The sequence below is a fragment of the Streptomyces sp. NPDC051243 genome, from assembly GCF_044455405.1.
Taxonomy (GTDB): Bacteria; Actinomycetota; Actinomycetes; order Streptomycetales; family Streptomycetaceae; genus Streptomyces.
In genome coordinates, this window is record NZ_JBITES010000021.1 from 41,773 (window position 1) to 53,337 (window position 11,565).

Below are 11,565 nucleotides of genomic sequence, written 5' to 3' on the forward strand. Positions count from 1 at the left end.
GGCTAGTGGTGCGGGTACGGCGGTCGGTGCCGGGTCACTTCGCCGACTCGGCCGCCTTCACGAGCGCGTCCTTGTCGACCGCGCCCACGTAGACCTTGCCGTCGTCCGTGATCAGGGCGTTGATCAGGCGGGTCTTGAAGACCGTGCCCGAGCCGAACTTGCCGGTGACCTTGTCGCCCAGCGAGTCCAGGAAGCCGCCCATGTCGCCGCCGACCTCGGCGCCGGAGGGAACGCCCTCGCCGCCGGTGTCGAAGACGGCCACGGAGTTCCAGCCCTCGCCGATGACCTCGGGGCCGCCCTCGGGCGCCTTGCCCGGCGCGCCCTCGCCCTTCGAACCGCCGACCCCCTTCTCGAACTCCTTCTCGAACTCCTTGCGGAGCTGGTCCTCGGACTTCGCGCCGCCGTGCTCCGGGGCCGCGCCGTCCAGCTCACCCTCCTCGGTGACCTTCGCACCCTTGGGCGGGGTGAAGTCGAAGGTGGAGGCGGCCGGCTTGGCGAAGCTGACCTGGGTGAAGCCCGCGTCGATCACGGCCGCGCCGCCGCTCGACGGGGTCAGCGTGAACTTCAGCGGCATACCGGTCTCGGCGTCCACGGCGACGGTGATCGCACCGACCGTGGTCCCGGACTGCTTCGGCTTGATGAGCAGCCGGTACGCGTCCCGGCCCGCGACCTGCGCGGTGCCGTCGACGGTGACGGACGTGGTGTCGTCGACCGCCTTGAGGGCTTCCTCGGTGAGGTCCTTGGGAGTGGCCGGTACCTCTTCGGTCCTGCCCTCGCCCTTCTCGCCCTCGGCCTCCTCGGCGGTGCCGTGGAACACCTCGTTCGACTTGCTGTCGTAGCCCCAGACGTCCTTGCCGTTGTGGATGAGGCTGTACTCGGCGGCGTCCTCCAGCAGGGAGAGCTTCTGCCGGTCCGGGCCGTCGGCGGCGACCCGCAGCGTGTGGGTGCCGGACGCGAGCTCGGTGAGCTTGGCCGTGGGGTCGGCGGAGGATCCCTCACCCGACCCCGACCCCATGGCGCCGGAGGTCAGGCTCGACTCCAGGCCACCGAGGTCGGGCAGACCCAGATCGGTGGTGATCTTGAAGGTGCCGGACAACTGCTGTACGTCCGACTGGGCGATCTTCTCTATGAGTTGCTGCGCGGTGATCTCCGGCAGGTCGGGGTCGCCGGAGTCGGCGATCGCCGGGACCAGCCCGATGGTCGCCGCCGCGACTCCCACGACCGTGACCGGGACGACGTACCGCGCGGCCTTGCGCCGTCGCGCCGCGCGCAGGTCGTCGCCCTCCCCGGCGGTCGTACTGTCGTCGGATGCGTACGGTGCCATGTGTGCCTTACCTCCGTCGTCGGCGGCGGCTGTCCGTCTCGTTTCCTCGCCCGCGAGTCTCTCGACCCCGCACTCGTCCACCCCTGAGCCGCCATTCTCACCCGAATCGGTGAGGAGTGGTGATTTCCGTGGTTTCCATCTGACCAAATCCGCCAAGGAGATTCGTCAACCTTCGGAGCCAACTCGGCGTACACCTGGGGTATGACACATGGAGGCGGCGCCTCCCCCGACCCGTAGGGGTCGGCCGGGAAGACGCCGCCGTTCGCCGCCGAGCTGTCAGCCGTTGATGAACACGTAGTCGGCCTGGTACGGCACGCCGACGATGGCGCCGGGCGTGCAGGAGCCGGCCGGTGCCACGCCGCCGACGGTGTTCAGCCGCAGGATCTCGGCGGTGTCGGCGAGCAGGCCGTGGTGCTTGCCGGACTGAGTGGCCTTCAGGTCGAGCTCGGGGATGTTCTTGTCGCCGTTCGGGGTCCTGGAGATGACGGACCCGGTCACCGCACTGCCGTCCCGCGCGATCCACTGCGGCGTACCGGAGTTGGGCGCGACGAAGGAGTGCGCGATACGACCGCCCAGTACGGCGCTGACATCCCGCTGGGCGAAGGCGTACCCGGCGCCGTCGGCGGGCTTGCACTCGTAGATCTGCTTGCCCTTGATGACGGATGCCTGGAAGTTGTCGAGCGCGTCGCGGAAGTCGAACTCGGCGACGGTGACCTTGTGGAGCTGACCCCGCACGGCGCCGCCCGGGAACTCGGCCGTGTGCAGGTTGGCGTAGAACGAACTCGGGTCGGACTTGAGGGCGTTGAGGAGGGCCGCGTCCTTCACGGTCACGGTGCCCGTGACGCTGTGCCCCATGCTCTTGCCCTTGCCCTTGCCCTTGCCGAGCAGACCGCCGAAGTCGACCTTGATGCCGCCGTTGGTGCCCTTGGCGCCCTGGTGGATGTGGAGGGCGGCCGGCTTGCCGGTGCCGCGCCAGGTGACGGCGACGGACACCTTGTCGCCCTTGACCCTCACGAACTGCAGGGCGGCGCCGTCCTTGTCCCCGACGGCGGGTCCGCCCGGGACGGGCACCTCGTTGGCCCCGCGAAGACTGGCGGCGAGGACGGTTCCCCCGGTACCGCCACCGGCGATCCCGCTCTGACTCACGATCCCCCGCGCGTCGCCTCCGGCGTGGCCCGCGTGGTCAGCACGGTCACCTCCGGCGGCGAAGGCGGGAATCACCGCGGCGGCCACACCGCCGACGGCGGCCACCGCGACAGCGGTGACGATCAGGCTCTTACGGCGCTTCGAGAACGTCGCGTTCATGCCCATGATGTTGTTGTCTCCCCGTATTGCAGCTGACGCCCCCTGCGTCAGCTTCTGGGCATTGATACGGAGGCGATCTTAGTTTGGACTCAGTCCAACATTGTGTCGTGCGTCACATACTCTCGGTCGCCCGTCCGGCGTTTGAGGGCGAGTCCATTTTTTGCGGGGCAACGCCATCCAGGGGCCGAAGCGGGGCTGGGGACGGCAGCCCCCAGGAGCACCCGGGGTCGAAGAGACGGAGCCCGGAGCCCCTGGAGGATGGGACGGGTAGGGGCGGCGGGGGCGAAGCCGCGGGGGCGAAACCCCTCACCCAGCCCGATGCACCACGGCGTCGCACAGCTCCATCAGCGCAGCCTTGGCATCAATGTCCGGCAACGGCGCCAACGCAGCCCGCGCATCCTCCGCGTACCGCACCGTGTCCCGCCGAGCCTGCTCCAACGCCGGATGCGCCCGCAGCGCGGTCAACGCCTCTGCATGCCGCGCGTCATCGCTCAGATCGGAGTCCAGCAGCTCGCACAGCGCGACATCCTCCGCCAGCCCCAGCCGCTCGGCCCGCTCCCGCAACCGCAGCACGGGCAGCGTGGGAATCCCCTCCCGGAGATCCGTTCCCGGCGTCTTCCCGGACTCGTGCGAGTCGCTCGCGATGTCCAGTACGTCGTCCGCCAGCTGGAAGGCGACACCCAACCGCTCCCCGTACTGGGTCAGCACATCGACCACCGTCTCGTCGGCGCCCGACATCATCGCCCCGAACCGGCACGACACCGCCACCAGCGACCCGGTCTTCCCGCCGAGCACATCGAGGTAGTGCTCAACGGGGTCCCGCCCGTCCTGCGGGCCCGCCGTCTCCAGGATCTGCCCGGTGACCAGCCGCTCGAACGCCTCGGCCTGCACCCGCACCGCCTCGGGCCCGAGGTCGGCGAGGATGTGCGAGGCCCGGGCGAACAGGAAGTCCCCGGTCAGTACGGCGACCGAGTTCCCCCAGCGGGTGTTCGCGCTCTCGACGCCCCGCCGCACGGCCGCCTCGTCCATCACGTCGTCGTGGTACAGCGTCGCCAGATGGGTCAGCTCCACCACCACCGCCGACGGCACGACGCCCGGCGCATACGGGTCCCCGAACTGGGCAGCGAGCATCACAAGCAGCGGCCGAAATCGCTTTCCACCCGCTCGCACCAGATGCTGGGCGGCCTCGGTGATGAAGGGGACCTCACTCTTGGTGGCTTCGAGCAATCCCTCCTCGACAGCCGCCAATCCGGCCTGGACATCGGCTTCCAGAGCCTGGTCCCGCACGCTCAGCCCGAACGGCCCGACGACGGTCACGAGGGGTCTCCTGTCTGCTGGTGTCTTCTGGCGGTTACACGGTTTGTCGATAGGTCGCTGCCATCACTCAAGTCAGCGTATCCGGTCACGTTTCGATCACCGATGCCGCCCACCCGTCCACCATGGGCGGTATCGGATCACGACCGGTATGTTTTTGATCACCTGATAAGGCCGGATATCTATCGACCTATAGGGAAGCAGCGGCCCGTGTCCCGAGCCGAGGTCGACTTCGAGCCCGGCAGCGGGCCCCCGCCCCGCGACGAACGCGCCTTCTTCGGCCAGGCCAGAGGCCTGCTCACGCTGTCCGGCCTCGAGGTCTGGGAACGCCTCTCGTTGCTCGGTATGCAGGCCATCCTCGTGCTGCACTTCGCCGACGCGGTCTCGTCCGGCGGAATGGCCATGTCCGCGGAAACGGCCGCCTCCGTCTCGGCCGCCTCCGTCTCCGCCGCCTCCGTCTCCGCCTCCTACGGCACCCTCGTCTACCTGGTCTCCATCGCCGGCGGCTGACTCGCCGACCGCGTGCTCGGCTCGCACCGAGTGGTCCCGCTGGGCGGCGTCCTGATCGCCGGCGGCCACTACGCCATGGCGGTACCGGCCGCCGGCACGACCTGGCTGGGCCTCGGCCCGATCAGCGCGGGCACGGGACTGCCCCAGCCCAACGTCGCCACCATGGTCGGCAAGCTCTACCGCACGGACGACGAACGCCGGAACGCCGGCTTCGCGCTCTCCTACGTGGCGATCATCATCGGCGCCTTCGCCGGCCCGCTGATCACCGGCCGGCTCGGCGACCAGAGGAGCTGGCACTGGGGCTCCTCGGCGGCCGCGATCGGCATGCCCTTCGGCCTGGTCCAGTACGTCGTCGGCCGCCGGCACCTGGCCGGCCGGAAGCACGCCGCCGAGTTCGCGCTCGCCCCTGACGCCATGCGCCGGGCGATCCGTCTGATCGCCTCGGGTCCGGCCACCGCCACCGCGCTCGCCGTCCTCCTCGCCACCGCCGGCCGGCTCACCATGGGCCGCTTCGTCGACCTGCTCACCCTCGTCTCGGTGATCGCCCCGGTCGCCTACTTCGCGGTGATGTCCGCGAGCCCACGGGCGACTCCGGAGGAGCGCGGCCGGCTGCGCCCGTACGTCGTCCTCATCCTCGCCTCCACGGCCTTCAACCTCGTCCTCTTCCAGGCGTACTCCACGATGATGGTGCTGGCCTCGACGAACGCCGAGACGACGATCCTCGGCTTCGACTTGCCCGCGAGCTGGTACGCCTCCGCCCTCGGCGCCTTGGCGGTCGCCCTCGCCCCCGTCGTCGCCGCGCTGGGGGTCCGTATGCGGCACCGCCGGCCGCACGCGTCCAACAAGATCGCGATCGGCGCGGCGCTCGGCGGCCTGTCGTTCCTGCTGATGGTGCTGCCGACCGCAGGCCACTCCTCCGACGGCCACCTCATGTCCGTCTGGTGGATCGTGGGTTCGTACCTGCTGCTCGGCCTCGGCGACATCCTTCGGGAGACCTCGGGCATGTCGGCCACGACGAAGCTCGCCCCGGCCGCCTTCGCCGGCCAGACCATGTCCCTGTGGTTCCTCGCCCTCGCCAACGGCATCCAGGCCCAGACGGTGAGGCTCTACGACGACGTCTCCAAGCCCGCCCACTTCGGCGTCAACGGCGCGATCGCGGTGGCCGCGGGGCTGGCCGTGACGGCCGCGGCACCTTGGCTGCGCCGCACGATGCACCCGGTGCGCCGACACGACGGGGGACCCGCTCATGCACATCCGTACGTCCTTCCCCTTCAAGACGACCCATGACGACCTCCGGATCCCGCCCCGGACGGAACCCTGCTGTACGCGCGTCGCGTGTGACGCCCGCTGACCGACGAGCCCGTACCGGCGCTCCTGGAATACCCGCCGTACCGCCTGACCGACTGGACCCGCGCCCCGCGACCACCAGCGCCACCCCTGGTACGCCGGCCATGGCTACGCCTCCGTGCGCGTGGACATCCGCGGGCACGGCAACAGCGAGGGCATGCCCACGGACGAGTACTCGGCGACGGAACTGGCCGACGGGGTCGAGCTCGTCAACTGGCCGGCGGCGCAACCCTGGTGCGGCGGCAGGGTCGGCATGTTCGGCATCTCCTGGGGCGGCTTCCACTCCCTCCAGATCGCGGCCCTCGCGCCCGAGCCGCTCAAGGCGATCGTCACGGTCCGCTCCACGTACGATCACTATGACAACGACGTGCACTACCTGGGAGGTTCCGTCCTCGCGGTAGACATGCACGCCTGGGCGGCGACGATGCTCGCCTTCGTCTCCCGGCCGCCCGATCCGCGGTACGCCGGCGAGGGGCGCGACATGTGGCTGGCGCGCCTGGAGTCCGTCGAGCCGTTCATCCACACCTGACTGGCCACCAGACCCGCGACGGCTACTGGCGGCACGGCAGCGTCTGTGAGGACTACGGCGCGATCGACGCCGCCGTCCTGGCGGTGGGCGGCTGGCACGACCCGTACCGCGACACGGTGCCGCGACTCGTGGAGCACCTGCCCGCCGACCGCGTGCGCGGCCTGATCGGCCCCTGGTCGCATCAGTACCCCGACCGCGGCCTGCCCCCGGGCCCGGCGATCGGCTTCCTCCAGGAGACGCTGCGCTGGTGGGACCACTGGCTCAAGGGCAAGGACACGGGCGTGATGTCCGAGCCCCTGCCGCGCGTGTGCGTCAGCGACTCGCACCGCCCGGCTACGGTGTACGCCACTTCGAGTTCGAAGCGGGCGAGGAGACCTGGGTGTCGGGGCGGCCGAAGGTGCGGCTGCGGCTGACGTCGGAGGTGCCGCGCGGGCAGGTCGTCGCCCGGCTCTGCGACGTGGCGCCGGACGGCTCCTCGACCCTGGTCACCCGGGGCATGCCGAACCTGTCGGCGCGCCACGGCCGCGACCATGCGGTGCCGTAGGAGCCGGGCGCCGCCGGGGACGTGACTTCGAGCTGAGCGGCATCGGCCATGCCTTCCCGCCCGGCCACCGCATCCGCCTCGCCGTCTCCTCCGCGTACTGGCCGTGGATCTGGCCCCGGCCGGACTCGGCGGCGGGCTTCACCCTCGAACCGGCCGGGAGTTCCCTGGAACTTCCAGTACGTGCACGTGCGTTGCACGAGGCAGCGATCACCTTCGAGGAACCCGGAGCAGGCGCCGCCGCTCGGCGTGAACGCCCCCGTCACGCTGGACGAACCGCGCCCCGAGCGGCTCGTCCTACGGGACGTGGCCAAGGGCGAGTGGCGCCTGGAGGTAGACCCTCGGTACGGCGGCACGCGCGTGTACCCCGACGGTCTGGAGTTCACCGAGGAGGCGCTGGAGACGTACACGATCAACGAGTCGGATCCCCTGTCGGCCCGCACCCGCTCGTACTGGTCGATCCACCCACCGCCCGGAGTCGGCGTGGAACGCCACGGTGCGCACTCGCTCGCAGATCAGCTGCGACCGGACGGACTTCATCACCTCCACCGAGGTGATCGGCCTGGAGGGCGAAGAGGTACTTTTCCACCGGACATGGGAGAAACGGACTCCACGGACAGCCGGTTAAACGCGAGTTGGACCCATTGCCCGATTTGCCGCTCTTGTGGATGCCAGTGAGTTGAGTCACGCACGGACGACCGCCCGCCCGACCCGGCACACCGCGTCCTTCCTTGCAGCAAGCGCAAGTTGAAGATTGGCAACCGCAAAGGATCAAGCACCCCATTCACGCCAGACCATGGTCAACCGCACGACGGGCGACCATGGCACTTGTTCCGGGCATGTGCTCTCGCATACGTTCCCGCTCGTCGGGCGGACGCCGAATCCTGCCGCCGCCCGAGTCATCCACCGACGCACTCACACACGCACGGCAGGAGCGGGGGACCCAGGTAAGTCGCCGCACCGGTCGCCTTGATGGCGCACCGGCCGCGGCTAGGGGTGAAGTCGCGCCGCCACACGGCGGCACGGCCGGGCACCTCCCCGCCCGAACCCGACAGCTCACCTCGCAGGCGTCGGAGAGGAACAGCGCCATGGCCCGAGGCAAGCACCGCCGCCCCCGCACCAACCCGCTCACCCGCCACGCCGTCGCCGCCGGAACCGGCACCGCCGCGCTCGCCCTCCCGCTCCTGGGAGTGTCCACCGCGAACGCCGCGGAGACGGCCCAGGCCTCCGCCCCGGCGAAGGTCGGGTCCGTCACGTACACCACGAAGAAGGGCGACACGCTCTACGACATCGCGGACCGGTACGACGTTCAGGGCGGCTGGAAGCAGCTCTACAAGGACAACCGCAAGGCCGTCGGCGACAACCCCCGGCTGATCCACCCGGGCCTCGACCTGAAGGTCCGCGCGACGAAGAAGGCGAGCACGACCGCCGACAAGGCGTCCGCGCCCGCCAAGAAGTCCTCCGTCGCCCAGGCCACCCAGTCCTCCGTGAAGTCGTACCCGAACAACCTCGACGGCTGGATCCGCAACGCCCTGGACATCATGTCCCAAAACGGAATTCCCGGATCCTACGAGGGCATTCACCGCAACATCATGCGTGAGTCGTCCGGCAACCCGTCCGCCATCAACAACTGGGACTCCAACGCCGCCGCGGGCACCCCGTCCAAGGGCCTCCTGCAGGTCATCGACCCGACCTTCGCCGCCTACCACGTGCCGGGCACGGTGTACGACCCCTTCGACCCGGTCGCGAACATCGTGGCCGCGTGCAACTACGCGGCCGCGCGCTACGGCTCGATCGACAACGTAAACGGGCCTTACTAGACAAAAGGCATCTTTGACCGACGAACGCTCCCTACTGGACGAAGTCGGCCAAGATACCCGCGAACAGTCTCTCGAGGACGACGGCGATGCCGTCGTCCTCGTTCGACAACGTGATCTCGTCCGCGACCTCCTTGAGTTCGGGGTGCGCGTTGGCCATCGCGACCCCGCGGGCGGCCCAGTCGAACATCGGGATGTCGTTGGGCATGTCCCCGAAGGCGATGGTCTCGTGCGCCCCGAGGCCGAGGTGCTCGGCGGCGAGCGCGAGACCGGTCGCCTTGGTGATGCCGCATGGCTGGAGTTCGACGGTCCCGGGCCCCGACATGGTGACGGTGGCGAGCGAGCCGACCACCGAACGCGCCGTCGCCGCCAACTCGTCGTCCGAGAGGCTCGGATGACGCAGCAGCACCTTGCTGATCGGCTCGCACCACAGGTCGTCGCGATACTGCACACGTACGGCCGGCAGCGTGGGGTGGGGCATCAGATAGCCGGGCTCGATGAGCGTGAGGCCGTCGACGCCGTCCTGGTCGACGGCCGCGTACACCTGCCCCACCTCGGCCTCGATCTTGCCCAACGCGGTCTCCGCCAACTCCCGGTCCAGCGTGACCGACCACAGCAGCCGGTCCGCGCCGGCGTCATACAACTGCGCCCCCTGTCCGCACACCGCGAGCCCCGTACTGCCCAGGTCGTCGAGGAGCGGTCGCACTCTGGGCGCCGGCCGTCCCGTCACGACGAGGTGCTGCGCACCGGCCGCCGCCACCAGCGCGAGCGCGTCGATGGACCGGTCCGACAGGGTGTCGTCGCCTCGGAGCAACGTCCCGTCCAGGTCAGTGGCGATGAGTGAATATGCGATAGGTGCGGCCATGATCAGAGAATACGGACAGGACGCCCCATCGACTCGACGTGAACCGGACGGCTGCTGTGTTCACATGTGTTGACACCTGCTCCGGTTCGGGTTCGGTTCGCGCGCCGCAACTGCCTGCCGCCTGTTGCGATTTCACCCCCATGTGGTGCCCGCGGGCTCCTTGATGGTGGTGTTGACGCGGTTGAACAGGTTCATCACGCCGATGAGCAGGATGAGAGCCGACAGTTCCTTCTCGGCGAAGTGGTCGGCCACCTCATCCCACAGCGTGTCCGGCACCGACTCGTGGGATCGGTCGGCGAGGCGAGTGACCGACTCCGTCAACTGCAGCGCGGCCCGTTCGGCGTCGGTGAAGTAGGGCGCCTCCCGCCAGGCGGCAACGGCATCGATCCGCTCGTCACTCGCCCCGGCCTTGCGCAGATTGACCGTGTGACCGTGCACACAGGCGCTGCAGCCGTTGATCTGGCTGGCGCGCAGCCCCACGATCTCCACGAGCTCCTGCGGCAGGCCGCTCTCGCCGATCGCCTGGAGGAGGGTTCCGATGCCCTTCATCGCGCCGGGAAGGACGTACGCCGGGTTGGTCATCCGTGCCTGCATGATTCGTGCCTCCTGTGTCAGTACTTCCGTCTTCACTGCACTGACGAGGCGGAGGAAGCAGTTGTGACCGGCAGACAGAAGATTTTTTTGGAGGGTGCCAGAAGCCCAGGACAGCCGACTCACACGTAACGTGTGGCCCGACCACATGGCAATGGCACACGGAGCGGATGAGAGTGAGGCAGCACCCCATGCCCCCCTTCGATCTCCCCGAGGGCGACCCCTTCGGCACGCACAACCTTCCGTACGGCGTCTTCTCCCTCCCCGGCTCGGACTCCGCGCGCAGGGTCGGCGTCCGGCTCGGCGACCACGTCCTCGACGCGGGCAAGGCGGCCTACGCGCTCGGCTCGCCGTACGCCCCGCTGCTCGCCCAGGACTCCCTGAACCCGCTGCTCGCCGCCGGCCGCACCACCTGGTCGGACGTACGGCGCGCCCTGACGGCGTGGGTGACGGTGCCGGCGCACCAAGAAGCCATCCAGGACCTCCTCCATCCGCTGTCGTCAGTGACCCTGCACCTCCCCTTCGAGGTCGCCGACTACGTCGACTTCTACGCCTCCGAGAACCACGCCCGGAACGTCGGCCAGATCTTCCGCCCCGACGCCGCGGACTCCCTCACCCCCAACTGGAAGCACCTTCCGATCGGTTACCACGGCCGCTCGGGCACGGTGGTCGTCTCCGGCACCGATGTCGTACGGCCCTCCGGCCAGCGCAAGGCCCCCACCGAACCGGCGCCGGTCTTCGGCCCGTCGGTCCGCCTGGACATCGAGGCCGAGGTCGGCTTCGTGGTCGGCGTCCCGTCGCAGATGGGCAGGCCGGTGGAACTGGGCGACTTCCGCGAACATGTCTTCGGCCTGTGCCTGCTCAACGACTGGTCGGCACGTGACGTCCAGGCCTGGGAGTACGTCCCCCTCGGCCCGTTCCTCGGCAAGTCCTTCGCCACGTCGGTGTCGGCCTGGATCACCCCGCTGGACGCGCTGGAGGAGGCCCGGGTGGCGCCGCCGGAGCGGACGCACCCCCTGCTGCCGTACCTGGACGACTCCGCTCCCTCAGCGGAACCCGGCGGCTACGACCTGCGAATCTCGGTGGCCATCAACGGCCATGTCGTCTCCGAGCCTCCCTTCTCCACCATGTACTGGACGGCCGCCCAGCAACTCGCCCACATGACCGTGAACGGCGCCTCCCTGCGCACCGGCGACCTGTACGGCTCCGGCACGGTGAGCGGCCCGACGGAACGCGAGCGCGGGTCACTGCTCGAGCTGACCTGGAACGGCCGGGACCTCCTTGAACTCCCCGACGGCAAGCGGACGTTCCTCGAGGACGGCGACATCGTGACATTGTCCGCCTGGGCTCCCGGGCCGGGTGGGGTTCGAGTGGGGCTGGGGGAGGTGACGGGGCGGGTTGTGGGCGGCTGACCCGCAGATC

7 protein-coding genes, 2 pseudogenes and 1 riboswitch are annotated in these 11,565 nt (G+C 69.6%); of the genes and pseudogenes, 4 read left to right on the forward strand and 5 right to left on the reverse strand.

Translation table 11 applies throughout. From position 1 onward, the window contains the following. Positions 1-34: 34 nt before the first annotated feature. The 3 genes from ACIBAG_RS39850 to ACIBAG_RS39860 all read right to left on the reverse strand — a co-directional run bounded on the left by ACIBAG_RS39850 (position 35) and on the right by ACIBAG_RS39860 (position 3,946). A complete protein-coding gene (locus ACIBAG_RS39850; protein ID WP_399112291.1) occupies positions 35-1,324 on the reverse strand; it encodes an outer membrane lipoprotein carrier protein LolA in 1,290 nt (429 codons plus the stop codon). A 276-nt stretch (positions 1,325-1,600) separates the two neighbouring features. After that, entirely contained in the window at positions 1,601-2,629 is a 1,029-nt protein-coding gene (locus ACIBAG_RS39855; RefSeq protein WP_399112292.1) for a CHRD domain-containing protein, read from the reverse strand. Positions 2,630-2,935: 306 nt separating this feature from the next. Continuing rightward, positions 2,936-3,946, reverse strand: coding sequence for a polyprenyl synthetase family protein (locus ACIBAG_RS39860; RefSeq protein ID WP_399112293.1), 1,011 nt, complete (start codon positions 3,944-3,946; stop codon positions 2,936-2,938). A gap of 342 nt (positions 3,947-4,288) precedes the next feature. Between ACIBAG_RS39860 and ACIBAG_RS39865 the strand changes: the two are divergent. From ACIBAG_RS39865 to ACIBAG_RS39875, 3 genes and pseudogenes are all read left to right on the forward strand, one after another. Next, a pseudogene (locus tag ACIBAG_RS39865) lies at positions 4,289-5,674 on the forward strand (peptide MFS transporter); the annotation flags it as partial. A 25-nt stretch (positions 5,675-5,699) separates the two neighbouring features. Continuing rightward, positions 5,700-7,498: pseudogene (locus tag ACIBAG_RS39870) on the forward strand (CocE/NonD family hydrolase). A 269-nt stretch (positions 7,499-7,767) separates the two neighbouring features. Next, positions 7,768-7,953, forward strand: a riboswitch (cyclic di-AMP (ydaO/yuaA leader). 5 nt (positions 7,954-7,958) lie between these two features. After that, positions 7,959-8,690 (forward strand): LysM peptidoglycan-binding domain-containing protein, encoded by a 732-nt coding sequence (locus tag ACIBAG_RS39875; RefSeq protein ID WP_399112295.1) that lies wholly within the window; start codon positions 7,959-7,961, stop codon positions 8,688-8,690. Positions 8,691-8,721: 31 nt separating this feature from the next. Here the strand turns inward: ACIBAG_RS39875 and ACIBAG_RS39880 are convergent, their stop codons facing one another. Together ACIBAG_RS39880 and ACIBAG_RS39885 are read right to left on the reverse strand one after the other, a co-directional pair. Beyond that, complete coding sequence (locus tag ACIBAG_RS39880; protein ID WP_399112297.1) at positions 8,722-9,552, reverse strand: HAD family hydrolase; 831 nt, start codon at positions 9,550-9,552, stop codon at positions 8,722-8,724. Positions 9,553-9,684: 132 nt separating this feature from the next. Beyond that, positions 9,685-10,146, reverse strand: a complete 462-nt coding sequence (locus ACIBAG_RS39885) for a carboxymuconolactone decarboxylase family protein (protein WP_399112299.1) — start codon at positions 10,144-10,146, stop codon at positions 9,685-9,687. A gap of 188 nt (positions 10,147-10,334) precedes the next feature. Between ACIBAG_RS39885 and fahA the strand changes: the two genes are divergently transcribed. Further along, positions 10,335-11,555, forward strand: coding sequence for a fumarylacetoacetase (fahA, locus tag ACIBAG_RS39890; protein ID WP_399112301.1), 1,221 nt, complete (start codon positions 10,335-10,337; stop codon positions 11,553-11,555). Positions 11,556-11,565: the final 10 nt, after the last annotated feature.

Bases quoted from the DNA above. Each gene is read 5' to 3' on its own strand.
- ACIBAG_RS39885 (WP_399112299.1), bottom strand. From the start codon at position 10,146: ATGCAGGCACGGATGACCAACCCGGCGTACGTCCTTCCCGGCGCGATG.
- fahA (WP_399112301.1), top strand. From the start codon at position 10,335: ATGCCCCCCTTCGATCTCCCCGAGGGCGACCCCTTCGGCACGCACAAC.
- ACIBAG_RS39880 (WP_399112297.1), bottom strand. From the start codon at position 9,552: ATGGCCGCACCTATCGCATATTCACTCATCGCCACTGACCTGGACGGG.
- ACIBAG_RS39875 (WP_399112295.1), top strand. From the start codon at position 7,959: ATGGCCCGAGGCAAGCACCGCCGCCCCCGCACCAACCCGCTCACCCGC.
- ACIBAG_RS39850 (WP_399112291.1), bottom strand. From the start codon at position 1,324: ATGGCACCGTACGCATCCGACGACAGTACGACCGCCGGGGAGGGCGAC.
- ACIBAG_RS39855 (WP_399112292.1), bottom strand. From the start codon at position 2,629: ATGAACGCGACGTTCTCGAAGCGCCGTAAGAGCCTGATCGTCACCGCT.